The sequence below is a fragment of the Paenibacillus sp. FSL R7-0313 genome, from assembly GCF_037969885.1.
Taxonomy (GTDB): Bacteria; Bacillota; Bacilli; order Paenibacillales; family Paenibacillaceae; genus Paenibacillus.
This window is the reverse complement of the sequence record NZ_CP150219.1, coordinates 5360872-5378073: the sequence shown is the minus strand read 5'-3', so window position 1 is coordinate 5378073 and position 17202 is coordinate 5360872. Positions and strand designations below refer to the sequence as shown.

The following is a 17202-nucleotide window of genomic DNA, read 5'->3' as shown; positions in this document are numbered from 1 at the left end:
AATTTGTATGAACCGCCACCATCCTGCAGGATTTCCCCGGGAGGAACCTACTTTTGTTTGACAACAAGGAAACGTTCAAGAGTATATTTACACGGAATCTGGTCAGCAAATTGGGCAAACCGATTGAAGAAGCAACACAGGAAGACGTGTACCATGTACTGGGAAGCATGATCCGTGAATATGCAGGCCAGGATTGGGCAGCGTCGAATCAGGGGTTTAAGCAGCGCCAGGATAAACAGGTCTATTACTTCTCGCTGGAATTCCTGATTGGACGTCTGCTCGGCAACAATTTGTTGAATGTAAATGAATTGGAATTGGTCCGCGACAGTCTCGCTGAACTGGGTTTCTCCTTGGAAGAGGTAGAAGAACAGGAGGCGGATGCAGGACTTGGTAACGGAGGTCTGGGACGACTTGCTGCCTGTTTCCTGGATTCACTCGCATCACTCCGATATGCAGGACATGGTTGCGGCATTCGATATAAATACGGGTTGTTTGAGCAAAAAATCATCAATGGTAATCAGGTAGAGTTACCCGACAATTGGCTGGATAAGGGCAATGAATGGGAAGTCCGCCGTCCAGACAAAAAGGTGGAAGTACAGTTCTGGGGCCGGGTAGAAGCTCACGAACAGGATGGAGAATATCAGTTTGTTACAAAAGATGCCGAATCGGTCGTAGCCATTCCCTATGACGTGCCTGTCATTGGTTATGGTCAAACCCATGTAAATACATTGCGACTCTGGAGTGCCGAGCCAAAGCGCGAGACTTCACTCGACACCCCTTCGAACTACTACGGTTATCTGGATTATAGCCGTTCGGTTGAATCAATCTCGGAATTCCTGTATCCGGATGATTCCCAGTACGAAGGAAAGCTGCTGCGCTTGAAGCAGCAATACTTCATGTGTTCAGCAGGTGTACAGAGCGCCTTGCGTACGTTCAACAAGCTGGAGCTACCGTATGATCGTTTGCCTGATAAAGTGGCCTTCCACATTAATGATACGCATCCAACCTTGGTTATTCCAGAACTGATGCGCATCCTGATTGATGTGAAGGGGTACGGCTGGGATGAAGCATGGGATATCACAACCCGCACAGTATCGTATACCAATCATACAACGCTTAGTGAGGCGCTTGAGAAATGGCCTGTATCCATGATCAGCAGGCTGCTGCCACGAATCTACATGATCATTGAAGAGATCAACAAACGCTTCTGTGGCATGCTGCTGGACCGGTATCCGGGAGATCAGGATCGCATAGGGCATCTGGCGATTGTTGCAAACGATCAGGTACGGATGGCGCATTTGGCGATTGTAGGCAGTCATAGCGTGAATGGTGTTGCTGCATTGCATACCGAGATTTTGAAAGAGCGTGAGATGGCTCCGTTCTATGAGCTGTATCCAGAGCGTTTCAATAACAAAACCAATGGTATAACCCATCGCCGCTGGCTGATGCATGCCAATCCGAAACTGTCGGATCTGATTACGGATACAATCGGTAACGAATGGATAACAGAGCCGGGCAAGCTGGACCAGTTGGCAGGCTTTGCGGATAATACATCATTCCAAGAGCAGTTCCGTTCAATTAAGCGGCATAACAAAGGGCGACTTGCTGCGTATATTCTGGACCATACCGGGACAGCAGTGAATCCGGATTCCATCTTTGATGTACAGGTGAAGAGGCTACACGGGTACAAACGTCAACTGTTAAACATTCTGCATGTGATGCATCTGTATAACCGGCTTAAGAATGATGCTTCGTTTGATATGGTACCACGTACGTTCATCTTTGGTGCCAAGGCAGCGCCGAGTTATTATTTTGCCAAGAAAATTATTAAGCTGATCAACACCGTGGCTGACACAGTGAATCGGGATGCGGCCGTGAATGACCGCTTGAAGGTATTTTTCCTCGAGAACTATTCCGTCTCTCTTGCTGAGAAAATCATTCCCGCTGCGGATGTTAGTGAACAGATCTCAACCGCAGGCAAGGAAGCTTCCGGTACGGGCAACATGAAATTTATGATGAACGGTGCTTTAACGATTGGCACGATGGATGGAGCCAACGTGGAGATGGCGGAGCAGGTCGGAGAAGAAAATATGTTCATTTATGGTCTGCGTGCAGATGAAGTGCTTGAATATTATCGTTCTGGAAGCTATCGTCCGAATGAAATTGTGCAGCATGATGAACGCATTCGCGAGGTTGTGGAGCAATTAGTACATCCAGGTGCATTCTGTTATCGTGATGGGGAGTTCTGGGATATTTATGACTCCTTGCTGGCTCATGGTGACGAATACTTTGTATTGCGTGATTTTGCTGCTTATGCAGATGCGCATGCTGCCATTGACCAGGCGTATCGGGATATTCCGGGCTGGACTCGGAAAGCGATATTGAACACGGCTCATTCCGGCATATTCTCCAGTGATCGTACCATTAGTGAGTATGCTACAGATATCTGGGGTATTCATCCCGTGTCCGGGAACTGGAAAGGTTAAGAATAGATTGTTAGACAAACATGTCCCCTTGTTCACAAGAGCCATCTCTGCTGGTTAATTAACCAGTGTAGAGAGCATCTCCTTGTAGAACAAGGGGATTTTTGGCATACAGTGAATCATAGTGTCATTCAACATGAAGAGAAGCGCAACTCACGTATCTTTCATCATATAAGTTCGCACACAAAATCAAAAAAATGATCTGGATCTCAGTCATACTACATAAGAAATCGTTTGATATTTCGAATTAGATAGGGGACTCGGCGCTATGGATCATTACACACGAATTCAGCTTGCTATTGAGTATCTGGAACAGCATTTGCAAGATGAGTTTAATATCAGAGAGACGTCTGCTGCTGCGAGCTTTTCGGCGTTTCATTTTCAGCGTTTATTCCAGGCGATCACCGGATTAACGGTACTGGAATATGTGCGCAGACGCAGATTAACGGAAGCTGCAGGGATGCTGCGGGACACGTCGGAAGGCATATTGGACATTGCGATGAGCTTCGGCTATCAATCTCAGGAGGCATTTACCCGTGCATTTTCAGCCTACTTTGGAATGACACCCGCGAAGCTGCGCAAGCTGGAAGCGGATCAAATGTCTCTTTTGAAGATGCAACAGAGCATTGATTTTAATGATTATCGAACTTCGCTTGGTGGAACATTCCACATGAACACACCCCATCTAGTCACATTGGCACCAAACTGGATCATCGGCTATGAATATAAGACCGACCTGAATGACAATCAGCATTATGCTGAAATACCCGGATTTTATCAAGATTTTGGATTGGAACAGAAATTCATGGCGATCCCGGAGAGGACACGCCCTGATATGGCTTACGGTGTGGCCTGTCATTTTGAAGAGGATGGAGAATTTTCTTTTATTGTGGGTGAAGAAAGCAGTGGAGCATCTCAGGTACTTGAACTCGGTTTTACCTCGATTGAAATCCCGGGTGGCTTGTATGCAGAATTCACCGTGGAAGGCTCCGGGCAGGATATTCGGAAAATGATCTATGGCAGCTGGCTGCCGCAGTCGAACTATGAACGGAGGGAAGGGCCAGACTTTGAAGTGACGGATGTCTGGAAATCGACCCCTGAACAATTGGACATGAAGATCTATATCCCGTTAAAATAGACCTACCGCTTCGCGGAAATCAAGGTCGGAGGACGGGATGAATGAACGAAAAGTCATGGCTTCACTCCAAGTGGATGTTATTCATTGTTGCTTGCATGGCAGTGCTTTACCTACTGATTATGGGCAATTTACTGTTTGTCAGTGGCCGAACACCAGGCATGTATTATCAATATAATCTCGTGCCCTTTGAGACCATTCGCCCACTTCTATTGGAGAGGGAGAGGTACCATACAGATGCCTGGGTCAAGAATTTGTTTGGCAATATCATATTGTTCATTCCGCTGGGCATCTGGATTCCGTGGTTGTTTCGGAGGTGCCGTTCGTTCCTGACTTTTACATCCACAGTGGTTTTGCTTCTGCTTGGTGTTGAAGTCACACAATTGATTACACGTGTAGGTTCGTTTGATGTGGATGACATTATTCTGAACACGATCGGTGCCTGGATCGGATACGCCGGATTTAAGTTAATCGTATGTTCATTAAGAAGGACTCGGAATTGAACCGCAGATCGCGGTCCATGACCGGGTCTTTTTGCATAAGATACCTTTCAAATGTTTACAAGGGAATCTTTTCGGATAAAACATATTAACGGCTTAATACAGTGAGCAGAGATTATATATATAAATTGAACTAAACATTTACACGAAACGGAGAGGACAGAAATAACCAGAGGAAGCGAAAGCGTTCGCCTTTATCCCCGGATTTTCCCCTATAAGGGGAATTCATAAAATCTGGGGATAACAGCGATCGGAAGGTTGTTCTGTCATCGGAGTGTCCAGTGTAAATATTCTTTAGTTCAATTTATATATTGGACAAAGATGAGAGCGAGGTGGGCGATATCGTTTGGTGGAAAGAGAGTGTGGTATACCAGATTTACCCGAGCAGCTTTAAAGATTCGGACGGAGATGGATATGGCGACTTGCAGGGGATCTATGAGAAGCTTGATTATTTGGAGAATTTAGGCGTAGATGTGATCTGGCTCTGTCCCATTTATGATTCACCAGGACATGATAACGGATATGATATCCGGGATTACTACGGCATTTTACGCAAGTATGGCACGATGGAGGATTTTGATCGCTTATTGGCAGAGGCACACAAACGTGGTCTCAAGATCATGATGGACCTGGTGCTGAATCATACGTCAGATGAACATGCGTGGTTTGCTGAATCGCGTTCATCAAAGATGAATCCGAAGCGGGATTATTATATTTGGCGTTCAGGTAAAAATGGGCAGGTTCCGAATAATTGGGAGTCCTATTTTGGAGGTTCGGTGTGGAAGCATGATCCCGAGACAAATGAATATTATCTGCATCTGTATTCCGAACAGCAACCGGATCTTAACTGGAACAATGAACAGATGGCAGAAGAGATGTATGAGATGGTGCATTGGTGGCTGGAAAAAGGGGTAGACGGATTCCGCTTTGATGCAGTGGCGCATATCGCCAAGGCAGAGGGCCTGCCAAGTGCCCACAATCCGAATAATCTGCCAGTGGTTCCAGCGTATCAGCTCTTTTCCAACTTGGAACAGGTACACTCGATCTTGAAGAAACTGAATAACATGATCCTGAAACCCTACGGACCCATGACAGTTGGCGAGACTTCAGGACTTGGACCTGAGCAGGCCTTGGCTTATGTGGGGACGGATCGTGATGAGCTTAATATGGTATTCCAGTTTGAGCATATGTTCATTGATGCTAAATCCTCCGGAATTGGTAAGTGGAACTATAAGGAATGGAAATTGACCGATCTCAAAGAAATCATGAGCCGGTGGCAAACGGTTTTGCATGGTAGAGGCTGGAACGCCAATTACATGGGCAATCATGATCAGCCCCGCCCGGTTTCCCGTTTTGGTGATGATGGTAAATATCGGGTGCGTTCCGCTCAGATGTTGGCGACATGGATGCTTACTCTTGAAGGAACGCCATACATCTATCAGGGAGAAGAGATTGGCATGACCAATGTCGCATTCCCGGACATCGAACAATACCGGGACATCGAGACCAAAAATTATTACAATCATTACATTAGTCAAGGTAAGTCGAAGCATGAAGTCATGCAGGCAATCTGGCTGAAGAGTCGTGATAATGCCCGCACGCCGATGCAATGGGATGATACGGAACACGCAGGGTTTACCAAGGGTCAGCCATGGATACAGGTGAATGATAATTATTCCGAGATTAATGTAGCCGATGCCGAAAGTGATCCGCAATCCATTTTGCATTATTACCGTAAGCTAATTGCGATTCGCAAACAGCATAAAGTGCTTATCTATGGTGCGTATGAACTGCTGCTGCCGGATGATCCGGATATCTATGCCTATACACGAACGCTGGATGATGAGCAGATGTTGGTCATTCTGAATTTTCGTGGGCATGAGCCTGAGATGCACTGGCCAGAAGGCTGGAATGCTGAGAAAGCCAAACTGATCATCAGCAATGTAAGCAGACGTTATTCTACCGATGAAGGTGCCATCCAGCTTCAGCCGTATGAAGCAAGGGTGTATCGTAAGCAACGGTGACACGGAGGCTATCGTAATTTTGCGTTGGTGAAGAGGTATGATTTATAATAAATAGTGGTTTCAAAATAATCAAAACATATGTCGGGAGGAATCCAAGTTGTTGAATATTACGTTCCACGGTCACTCCAGTGTACAGCTGGGCACAGAAGAGAAGTCTCTGATCATTGATCCCTTCCTGCGTGGCAACGAGCTTGCTGTCACGAAGCCTGAAGATATTAAGACAGATGTTGTGTTGCTGACACATGCACATATGGATCACATCCTCGATGCTGAACCTATTGCTAAAGCGAATAACGCCAAAGTTGTCGCTATTGTGGAATTGGCTACATATATGTCCTGGAAAGGTCTGGACACGCTCGGCATGAACATGGGCGGAACGGTGGATCTTGGCTTTGCTCAAGCCAAAATGATCCAGGCGTTCCATACTTCCGGGATTGTGCTGGAAGAAGAACAACGGATCATGTATGCAGGTTTGCCTGCTGGATATATCATTACTATTGGTGGCAAAACGATTTTGCATGCCGGAGACACAAGTCTCTTCGGGGATATGAAAATGATTGGTGATCGCCATGATATTGATGTAGCTTTCTTGCCGATTGGTGGGCATTTCACTATGGGACCTGAGGATGCGCTACAGGCGGCGGAATGGTTCAATGCCAAACTGACGATTCCGGTCCATTATGATACATTCCCGGTGATTCGTCAGGATGCGGAACACTTCGTGCAACAATTGGCTGCCAAAGGGTTGGAAGGCCGTGTGCTGGCCCCAGGAGATTCCATTACCCTGTGATGCACATTTAACCCCTGTTCAATAATAAATGGATTGATGGATAAAGACGAATATCACGTCAAGATAACTGACGTGGTATTCGTCTTTTTTCGGTTTCAGGTTCAATTTTCACCAATAGAGTTGGTACAAATGACAAAAACATTGAAATTCCATTGTTGAACTCCCGTTTAGAATGATATAAAAAGTTACACGGAAACCAAACGGAAATCCGAATTGACCGCAAACAGGGGGAGCGTTCATGTCATTTATGAAATCATTATTTTTTCAAATTATTGTAGCGGTAATCATCGGGATTGGTGTAGGCATCCTGTGGCCGGATCTGGGTAGCTTGCTGCAACCGCTCGGAACAGGTTTCATCAAATTGATCAAGATGATCATCGCACCACTGATTTTCATGGTCATTGTGACAGGCATTGCGAAGATCGGTGATCTGAAGTCGGTAGGTCGCATTGGACTGAAAGCTATCGTGTGGTTCGAGATTGCAACTACAGTGGCGCTGGTACTTGGATTGGGAACAGCCAATCTGCTTCGCCCCGGTGCCGGAATGAACGTGGACCCTTCAACCATAGATGCAAGCGGCATTGAAGCGAAAACCAATGGTTCCGAGTTACCACATACGGTAGACTTTATTATGAATATTATTCCGACAAGTGTTGTAGATGCCTTTGCACAAAATGCACTTCTGCAAGTACTGCTCGTGGCATGCTTGTTCGGGGTTGCTCTGGCAGCAACAGAGAGCAAGGCAAAAGAGAATGTACTGACGCTGATTGAGAACTTGCTCAGCATTGTGTTCCGCATCATCGGTTATATCATGAAACTCGCGCCAATTGGTGCATTTGGAGCCATGGCTTACACGGTAGGTGCCTATGGGGCTTCCACATTATCGTCCTTTGGTCTGTTAATTCTGGCCTGTTACGGCGCAGCGCTGCTGTTTCTGGTCATGCTGGCACTGGCTGCCTGGTGGATTACCGGGCTGAATTTCCTGCAATTTGTGAAGTATACCCGTTCTGAAGTGATGCTGGCGATTGGAACCGGATCATCAGAAGTGGTGATGCCGCGCATGATGGACAAACTAACCAAGGCGGGTTGTGATCGTGCGGTTGTGGGTCTTGTAGTGCCGACGGGGTACTCGTTTAATCTGGATGGCGCTTCGATCTATTTATCCTTGGCAACGGTTTTTGTTGCTCAGGCCGTAGGGATTGAACTGACATTGATGCAGCAGATTACAATTTTACTGGTGTTGATGTTAAGTTCCAAAGGCATGGCAGGAGTACCTGGCTCCGCATTTCTGGCCCTGTCCGCAACGGCAGTGGCCGTCAATGCTTTTCCGGTAGCAGCGGTTGCTCTGCTGCTTGGTGCAGATCGATTCATGGATACAATGCGTGTCTTCACAAACCTGATGGGCAACTGTGTTGCAGCATTTGTGGTTGCAAAATGGGAAGGTCTGCTGGATCAGAAGCGAATGCGTGCCGTACTCTCTGGTGAGATCAGTGCTGCTGAACTGGAAAGGGAAGAACAGGCTGCACTATCTTTATTGAAGTTAAACATGCAGGAAAAACAGGGAAAAGCCGTAGTTTCACCCGAGATGTCATAAGAGGCGTTTTTAAAAAGTTCAACCAAGTAGACCGTCTGTTGCCCACCCAATCGTGGGAAGAACAGACGGTTTCTTGTTGTCCCAATACAGATATCATGGAGTTTACGAACGCAGGTTCCAAAATAAATGTTACAGAGGAAAGATTTATGGGGAATGTGTAGAAGAGGCGAAGAATATACATATTATAGTTTCAACTTGTATATACATGTTTACTTATGTAATATAGATATGAAGTTAACCGAGAACATCACATAAGAGCATTACAATTTATTGGAGGCGTTAACATGAGTTCTAATAACACAACTCCGTCATCTTGGTGGAAGACATCAACGGTGTATCAGGTATATCCGAAGAGTTTTAATGATACAACCGGATCGGGTACGGGAGATATTCGTGGATTAACCGAGAAGCTTGATTATTTGCAGCATCTGGGTATCGATATTGTATGGTTGCAGCCGGTATATGTATCCCCACAGCATGATAATGGATATGACGTAGCGGACTATTACCGCATTAATCCGGATTATGGGACGATGGAGGATTTTGACGAACTGCTGAAAGGTCTGAAGGCTCGTGATATGAAACTGATGATTGATATCGTAGTGAATCACTCCTCGACAGATCATGAGTGGTTCCAGCAATCCCGTTCTTCCAAGGATAATCCGTACCGGGATTATTATATTTGGAAAGATCCTGCTCCGGACGGCGGTGTGCCGAACAACTGGCAATCCAAGTTCGGTGGGCCTGCATGGCAGTACGATGAACAGACGGGACAATATTTCTTGACTTTATTTGATAAAACGCAGGCAGATCTGAATTGGGAGAATGAAGAAGTACGCAAAGCTGTGCGGGATATGATCAAGTTCTGGGCCGAAAAAGGTGTAGATGGTTTCCGTATGGACGTGATCAACCTGATCTCCAAAGACCAGCGTTTCCCTAATGATGATGGCAGCGTGTCACCGGGTGATGGGCGTAAATATTACACGGATGGACCGCGTGTCCATGAGTACATCACCGAGATGTACGATGAAGTATTCGGGCCTCACAACATGGTGACAGTAGGGGAAATGTCCTCTACAACACTGGAACATTGCATCCAATATTCGAACCCGGCTTCCCGGGAGTTTTCGATGACGTTTAACTTCCACCACCTGAAAGTGGATTATCCGAATGGTCAGAAATGGGAACTGATGCCGTATGATTTCGAAGCGATGAAGCAGCTCTTCAGTGAGTGGCAGACAGGCATGCAGGCCGGTGGAGGTTGGAACGCGCTGTTCCTTAATAACCATGATCAGCCGCGGGCACTATCCCGATTCGCCGATGATGGTGATTATCGTGCCGAGAGTGCCAAGATGCTTGCAACAACGATACACGGAATGCAAGGTACACCTTATGTCTACCAGGGTGAAGAGATTGGAATGCCGAATCCAGTCTGGAATGACGTTAGTGAGTTCCGCGATATCGAATCAACGAACATGTACCGCCTGCTTCAGGAAGAACGAGGCAAATCCGCTGAAGAAGCTTTCAACATCGTAAAAGAGCGTTCCCGGGACAACTCCCGCACACCGATGCAGTGGGATGGCAGTAAGAACGCCGGATTTACTACCGGAACACCTTGGCTGAAAGTAGATGAAAGGTATCCGTCCATTCACGTGGAACAGCAACTGGCTGATCCGGATTCAATCTACTACCATTACCGCAAATTGATTGCCCTGCGTAAAAAGGTTAACGTGCTGATCGACGGTCTGTATGAACGATTGGACGATGCACACCCGGATGTATTCGCGTACGCACGGACCAATGGAAATGAAACTCTGATTGTTGTATCCAACTTCAGTAAACGAGACGTCACGTTCTCGCTTCCGGAAGCAGTCTGGAATGATCACATTGCAGGCAAATCAGCAGAGTTACTCATAGGAAATACGGAGGCAGCCCCTGCGCTGACGCAGGAAATCTCTCTCAGTCCGTATGCTTCCTATATGTGGCTTGTACCACAACAGGACTAATCACATTTTATAAATAGGAAGTGACACTATGGCAATTGATAAAAAACAGGTTGAGGAGATCGTCCGGGCAGTTGGTGGCAAAGAGAATATTGAAGCTGCAACACACTGTGTTACACGACTCCGGTTTGCCTTGTACGATGAGAGTAAAGTGGATACTGAAAGTCTGGATCAGAATGATCTGGTCAAAGGACAGTTCTCTTCCCAAGGACAATTCCAGGTCGTTATTGGGCCTGGTCTGGTGGATAAAGTCTATGATGAGATGATTCAGATTACCGGGGGAGATCGTTCTTCCAAAGATGATGTGAAGGCGGTTGCTGGTAAAAAGCAAAATCCAATCCAGCGAGCGATTAAAACACTCTCGGATATTTTCATTCCAATCTTGCCTGCAATCATTACGGCAGGTCTATTGCTCGGGATTAACAATATTCTGACAGGTCCAGGCATTTTCTTTGATGGAAAATCACTGGTGGATGTCTATCCAGCCTGGAAGGATCTTGCGTCCATTATTAATACAATCGCAAGTACAGCCTTCACGTTCCTGCCGGCTCTAATTGGTTGGGCAGCTGTAAAAAGGTTCGGCGGCAGTCCGCTGCTCGGGATCGTGCTTGGTCTCATTCTGGTACATCCCGATCTGCTGAGTGCATATGGTTACGCTGATGCTGTGAATAATGGCACGGTGCCAACATGGAATCTGTTCGGTTGGGAGATTGAGAAGATCGGTTATCAAGGGCAGGTTCTGCCAGTACTGGTATCGGCATATCTGCTTGCGAAGATGGAAATTTTCCTGAACAAAAGAGTGCATGATTCAATTAAACTGCTGGTTGTTGCACCAGTTACGTTGCTGATTACCGGTTTCCTGGCATTTACGATTATTGGACCGGTTACATTTGCTATTGCAAATGCAATTACATCTGGCTTGATCTATGTATACGATTCCTACGCGGCGCTTGGCGGTCTGATCTATGGTGGTCTGTACGCTTTGCTTGTTATCACCGGTATGCATCACACGTTCCTCGCGGTGGATGTTCAGCTCATTGGTAGTCAGGGCGGTACGTTCCTGTGGCCGATGCTGGCATTGTCCAATATTGCACAAGGTTCAGCGGCACTTGCGATGATGCTTGTCTTGCGTGAGAAGAAAATGAGAGGACTTGCGGCAACGTCTTCGGTGTCAGCCTTCCTCGGGGTAACCGAGCCGGCGATCTTCGGAGTGAATATCCGTTACCGTTATCCGTTTATCTTTGGTATGGTCGGTTCCGCGATTGGTGGTGTGTTGCTGACGATGAATAATGTTCAGGCAACCTCCATCGGTGTAGGTGGCGTACCGGGATTCCTGTCGATTTTCCCTAACAAGTGGGGTGTCTTCTTCATCGGCATGGCGATTGTCCTGGTTGTACCATTTGTACTGACTGTCCTTTTTGGCAGAGCCAAACTGAGAAAAGAAGATCGTAGTGCAAGCAATGAAACCGTTGCTGAGCCTAAAGCGTCTACATCGCAGTCTGCTTCAGGTGTTACTTCTTCAACTGCAAAAACAGATCCAAACCAGCGCACACGTAGTGCAGCTCAAGTAGGGGACGAAGCCGTGAATACACTGGAAATTATGGCGCCATTAACAGGCCAGGCCGTATCGCTGGAGCAAGTACCTGATCCGGCTTTTGCCGAGAAACAGATGGGTGAGGGTGTAGCGATTGAACCTTCCGGCAACGTTGTTGTTGCCCCGTTTGATGCTCAAGTCGCTCATGTGATCAAGAGTAAACATGCTGTGATTCTTGAACACGCGAGTGGATTACAGGTTCTGATCCATGTCGGGATCAATACGGTATCGCTCAAAGGTGAAGGCTTCAACATGCATGTCGAAGCTGGCGAGCATGTAAAGGCTGGACAAAAGCTGTTGGAGTTTGATCGTAAGGTCATTGAAGATGCGGGATACCCGCTGATTACACCAATTATCATTCCAGATGGTCAGGATATGGTTGAACGGGTGGAAGTCACCACAGGTGATGTTACATCTAATCAAAATGGTGTGCTGAAGGTTCATTTGATAGGTTAATTGAATACAACAACAAGAAGGGGCTGCGTGATGTGCAGCTCCTTTTTGTTGTATGATCGTTATTTTCATGACGATCATGGTAAACTGTATATAAAATGGAAGAATCACATTTTTAAAATAATGGTGGTTGGAAAGGTTTTTCTGACAAAGCAAGCTTCAGGCATGTTCGAGTCGTGGCGTTCATATGGTGGAGAAAGAGATCCTAGTCAATCGATGAGGAGGAGAGCCATGACACGTATTGCGGTGATGGTCATTCATGGGCTGGGTATGCGGAAGGAAGGGTATGCGGACAAGCTGATTGCTTGTTTGCATAAGGAATTGGACAAGGTAATGGTCTTGCCTGGAGCCTCCAAACAGATGCTGGATATCGAACCTGTATATTGGGCGGATGTATTTGAGGAGCGGGAGGAGGCACTCTTTCAACAACTCGTCAGCTCTCCGGGATTGAACTTTCAGGCGTTGCGCCGATTTGTTATCCATTACCTGGCTGATGCGGTTGCTTATCAACCGGTGGAAAATCAAGGCCATAACTATGATGCCGTACATCGAACGTTGAATCAGGCGATGCATACCCTTGCACAGCGTAATGGACCGGAAGCTCCGCTCTGTGTGGTTGCCCATAGTTTGGGTGCCGTAATCGCGAGTAACTTCTTCTACGATCTGCAATATCCGTCCAGTCGTGTACCTGAAATTGTGGATGTGAACTCGGCTCTGGAGCGGGGGGACACGTTGACCAATTTTTACTCGTTTGGTACAACATTGCCCTTATGGAGCTTGCGTTACCATGACTTTAGTTGCCCAATTCAAGTGCCCTCTTCCCATGTGAATCAGTATTATGCAGGGCTGGAAGGGGAATGGGTGAACTTCTACGATCGGGATGATATTCTCGGTTATCCATTACGTCCCATTGATCCTGCTTATGAGAAAGCGGTCAAAGAAGATATTGAAGTGAACTCTGGCGGCGTGGCTATGAGTTGGAATCCGCTAAGTCATGGGGGGTATTTTTCAAATCGAAGTATGAATCGGAGAATTGCTCAGGGGCTTGCTCGAACCTGGACCTGGATAAATCGTTCATAAATAAGAGGTAGTTCAAAAAGTCCGCTTTTGATTACGAAGGATGCCTAATGGCATCATCAGCATCGAATATGGAATTCAGCCGAATAAGCATATGCTTACGAAGTATGTTTCCTGCGGAAACATTGTAGTTGCTCACGTAGCTCTATCTACGCTCCGCTACTCCATTTCTAGCTTCATCCCATCTTCTTGGTACTGAAAACCGATCTTTTTGAACACGTATTTTAAGTACTATAGTTATTGAAATTAGGAGGTAATATGTATGGAATGCAGGACAGGCTGTGCCGCATGTTGTATCGCGATTTCCATATCATCACCGATACCGGGCATGGCTCATGGCAAGCCGGCAGGTGTACGGTGTGTGCAGCTTACCGATGATAATCGCTGCGGAATTTTTGGCCAAAAAGATCGTCCTGCGGTATGCAGTGGATTGCAAGCTGAGGAAGAGATGTGTGGTAGCACCGATCAGGAAGCATTTGATATTCTAACCTGGTTGGAGCAAGAAACTGCACCGAAGGTAATATGAGTAGGTTGTTTTAATGAATTGGGATAATTATACTTAATATGGAAGAAGGTTGATTAGAGAGAGGAGACGCGAATACAATGGGGCTTGTTAAACGTTTTGTATTGGTTGTTGTGAATATGATCGGAGAGTTATGGATGGGATTTTATCGACGTAACTCGGATTATTATGACCATCAGACTTCGGAGTCCAAAAGTAAGATTGGCTATTATGCATTTATTATTGGGGCAACAGTGGTTACGGTAGGCATTGTGGGCTGGATGTACAACCGAATATATTCATAATTAGTCATTATGCTTAAAATTGAATGAGGCAAAATGCTGAAGCAGAGTCTGTACAAATAAAAGAGGGTATCCGCAGGATGTGACATCAAATGGATACTCTCTTTGGCATGGGATCAGGTAGGAATATGATCATTGAGGATAGGGTTTAGCTTTCTTTTCTTTCAACATATGTACAAGAATCATCTTCAGTACGGAAGAGACGATGAAGAAAATAAATAGAATCCGAAACAATTGATACCCGGATACAACCGAAAGATCGGCATTCACTTCATGTGCCATGATACTCATCTGATCCATCCCGCCAGGGGCCATACTGAGTAGTGAGGTTGCCGCAGAGAGGGAGAACACACTCATTAACAGATAACTCAATCCAAGCGCACCAACAATGAGCAGTACACTACTCATCACCGCTAGCGTGACTGTTTGTGTCTTGCGTTGCAACTGTTCCGGCTTGAGCATCAGTCCAACGTGACTGCCAATCATCAATTGCGATACGTTTAAGAGGGAGGTTGGCAGACTGGGTGTGTGCAGCGCTGTGCTTAATTGAACAACACACATGACAATCATGGGACCCAACATAAAGGCCGTCGGAAATCGGAGTTTGCGTGCAACCCATGCACCCGCTACACAGAGCGGAGCATAGAGAAGAATCTCAGGGAAAAGGGTACCCCATGTTGCTACGTCAATGAAAGGCTGATCTGTTCCACCACCTACAGTACCTCCAATCCAAGGACTAAATAGCAGGAACGGAACACAGAAGACAATCATGATCAGCCGAGTCACCTGCAAAAAAGTAACCAGCGTCAGATTGATGGATTTCATCTCTTCTGCAAGGGACACCATCTGGGACAGCCCTCCTGGAATACTGCCAACCAGCAGGGAGGGAAAATCAAAATCGGTTACCTTTGAAGCGATGTAGGCTGTAATTACACACAATGCAATTAACAGCAAGGTCATCAGCAGCATCATGGGAAGTTGTTGCAGGATGCCTTGCAGTGCCTCTTCTGTTAAGGTGAGACCAATTGAATAACCAACAATGAGAATGCCATAGTCCCGGATGGAGGTAGGCCACATAAGTGGCCATTTGGCGACTTGGGAACCAAGCAGCATGAATACCATTGGCCCGAGCAACCACGGGATCGGTGTATGAATGACTGTGAACAGCAATCCGCCAAGAACAGAGACACCCAGACTAAGAAAAAACCGAAAGACAACGTGGGAACCGAGCTTATGCATCAGTTCCATCCGTTTAGCCTACCGGTTGAATGAGGTGGTATGAGATTCAGGTATACATTCAGGTTTAATGAAAGATTCATGTTCATGTGTGATCACTCCTGATGATGAGATACGTTGCGTTATCTGCGGAACAACCAGGCTACTTTTGTTTAACTCATTAAGATCCTGCGAGAGCCGTAGCGGAAGGTTTGGGTTCTCTGAACATTACAAAGTACATCAGTGATGAAATAACGTATAGACAGCCTGTGATGCTGAATGTGATTGCATAACCCCAATACGTTCCGTACGTGGTGACCAGATAGGATTGGACAGGTCCCATGGTAGCCCAACCAATCATGAACGAGGTCTGCATCAGTGAATTGGCAATGCCGCGGCGTTTGTCAGAGATCCGATCCACCAGTATGGCTGAATGAATGGGATTGGCTGCGTTCATCAATGCTTGTCTGAATAAGAAACTGAGCGAAGCAATGAACAACAGATTGGTGAAGCCTGTTAATAGAAGGAAGGGCAGCGACATGACCTGGAAAATGACAACGGCTCTTACGCTTCCGACCTTTGCCGCCAGGGTAGGACCAATCAGCATGGATACAATCGTCATAATCTGACCAAGTGCAATCAGTAAGCTCATACCGCTCAGAGAAACCGAGAACCGATTGGTGAAATACAGATTCAGATACGGTACAACCAGTCCAGAACCTAATCCAATTAACAACTGAGTCACTATAAACTGACCAATCAGTCGGGAATCTTTTTTCTTGGTGATCGAATCGTCGTTGCTTGGGTTATTTGTTGAACTTTCTTTTAGATCCGCATTGGGTTGAAGAACGGGTTGCGCCGGAATTGTTGTCTGCGGAGCAGCCTTGCCTTCGGTTACAAATAACAGTGGAATAAATGCAGCCAGTGTTGCTGCACCACCGACAAATAAAACCGTCTGCAATCCGGTTACTTTGGCGAGTCCTGCCGTATGTAACAAATCTGCGAATACGCCGCCACCCAGGCTACCAAGCACCTGGGAAGCGAGCACAAGGGATGAATAATAACTGAACATTTTCAGCCGCTGGCTTTTCTTGACGTTTTCCGCCAGATAAGGAATGGCCAGTACTTGGAACACCCCAGCGAAAAGGCCAGAGAATACCGCGAACCAGATCAGTCCTGTAGCCGAATAATCGAAGGAGCGTCCGATCAGAAAGATTCCGCTGAATAACGCCCCGGTAATGAGTAATCGCTTGCGGCTGAACAGATCACCGCATAGACCGATAGGAACAAACATAATGGCTGTTGCGAGTGATTGAATACTTACAATCTGGCCGTTCATTGTATCATTATAGCCCAGACCCTGAATATACAGATTGTACAAGACAGAGAACATGCCATTTCCGATCTGATACAGAATGCTAGCCAGGAAAAACAGTTGAATATTGCGGGACCAGCCGCGAATTTCATCATGAATATGTTGTAAAACTCTCAAGTGGTTCCCCCCAGTCTGCCTGTGCAGTGATTCCAGTT

At 46.4% G+C, this 17202-nt stretch carries 13 protein-coding genes; 11 read left to right on the top strand and 2 right to left on the bottom strand.

The window, feature by feature from the left end:
- The first annotated feature begins 53 nt into the window (after nt 1–53).
- The 11 genes from NSQ38_RS23175 (at nt 54) to NSQ38_RS23125 (ending at nt 14460) form a co-directional block, all read left to right on the top strand.
- Nucleotides 54–2486, top strand: a complete 2433-nt coding sequence (locus tag NSQ38_RS23175; protein WP_339784207.1) for a glycogen/starch/alpha-glucan phosphorylase — start codon at nt 54–56, stop codon at nt 2484–2486.
- 265 nt (nt 2487–2751) lie between these two features.
- Nucleotides 2752–3621 (top strand): effector binding domain-containing protein, encoded by an 870-nt coding sequence (locus NSQ38_RS23170; protein WP_339784206.1) that lies wholly within the window; start codon nt 2752–2754, stop codon nt 3619–3621.
- Nucleotides 3622–3662: 41 nt separating this feature from the next.
- Nucleotides 3663–4121 carry a VanZ family protein gene (locus NSQ38_RS23165; RefSeq protein ID WP_339784205.1) on the top strand — a complete coding sequence of 153 codons (459 nt, stop codon included), beginning with the start codon at nt 3663–3665 and terminating at the stop codon, nt 4119–4121.
- A gap of 329 nt (nt 4122–4450) precedes the next feature.
- A complete protein-coding gene (locus NSQ38_RS23160; protein ID WP_339790669.1) occupies nt 4451–6142 on the top strand; it encodes an alpha-glucosidase in 1692 nt (563 codons plus the stop codon).
- Between the two features lie 97 nt (nt 6143–6239).
- The gene (locus tag NSQ38_RS23155; protein ID WP_339784204.1) at nt 6240–6932 is read left to right on the top strand and encodes a metal-dependent hydrolase; all 693 of its coding nucleotides are present in this window, start codon (nt 6240–6242) and stop codon (nt 6930–6932) included.
- Nucleotides 6933–7170: 238 nt separating this feature from the next.
- Nucleotides 7171–8526 (top strand): C4-dicarboxylate transporter DctA, encoded by a 1356-nt coding sequence (dctA, locus tag NSQ38_RS23150; RefSeq protein ID WP_133384482.1) that lies wholly within the window; start codon nt 7171–7173, stop codon nt 8524–8526.
- A 284-nt stretch (nt 8527–8810) separates the two neighbouring features.
- Nucleotides 8811–10532, top strand: coding sequence for an alpha,alpha-phosphotrehalase (gene treC / locus NSQ38_RS23145; RefSeq protein ID WP_339784203.1), 1722 nt, complete (start codon nt 8811–8813; stop codon nt 10530–10532).
- A 28-nt stretch (nt 10533–10560) separates the two neighbouring features.
- Nucleotides 10561–12579 carry a PTS system trehalose-specific EIIBC component gene (gene treP, locus NSQ38_RS23140; protein WP_339784202.1) on the top strand — a complete coding sequence of 673 codons (2019 nt, stop codon included), beginning with the start codon at nt 10561–10563 and terminating at the stop codon, nt 12577–12579.
- A 228-nt stretch (nt 12580–12807) separates the two neighbouring features.
- On the top strand, nt 12808–13656 hold the full coding sequence (locus tag NSQ38_RS23135; protein ID WP_339784201.1) for a chemotaxis protein: 849 nt from the start codon (nt 12808–12810) through the stop codon (nt 13654–13656).
- A gap of 259 nt (nt 13657–13915) precedes the next feature.
- Entirely contained in the window at nt 13916–14179 is a 264-nt protein-coding gene (locus NSQ38_RS23130; protein ID WP_017688873.1) for a YkgJ family cysteine cluster protein, read from the top strand.
- Nucleotides 14180–14256: 77 nt separating this feature from the next.
- The gene (locus NSQ38_RS23125; RefSeq protein WP_017688872.1) at nt 14257–14460 is read left to right on the top strand and encodes a hypothetical protein; all 204 of its coding nucleotides are present in this window, start codon (nt 14257–14259) and stop codon (nt 14458–14460) included.
- Between the two features lie 129 nt (nt 14461–14589).
- On the opposite strand, the gene NSQ38_RS23120 is transcribed toward NSQ38_RS23125, so the two are convergent.
- Complete coding sequence (locus NSQ38_RS23120) at nt 14590–15705, bottom strand: AbrB family transcriptional regulator (RefSeq protein ID WP_339784200.1); 1116 nt, start codon at nt 15703–15705, stop codon at nt 14590–14592.
- A gap of 148 nt (nt 15706–15853) precedes the next feature.
- A complete protein-coding gene (locus tag NSQ38_RS23115; protein WP_338594202.1) occupies nt 15854–17164 on the bottom strand; it encodes an MFS transporter in 1311 nt (436 codons plus the stop codon).
- Between the last annotated feature and the right edge of the window lie 38 nt (nt 17165–17202).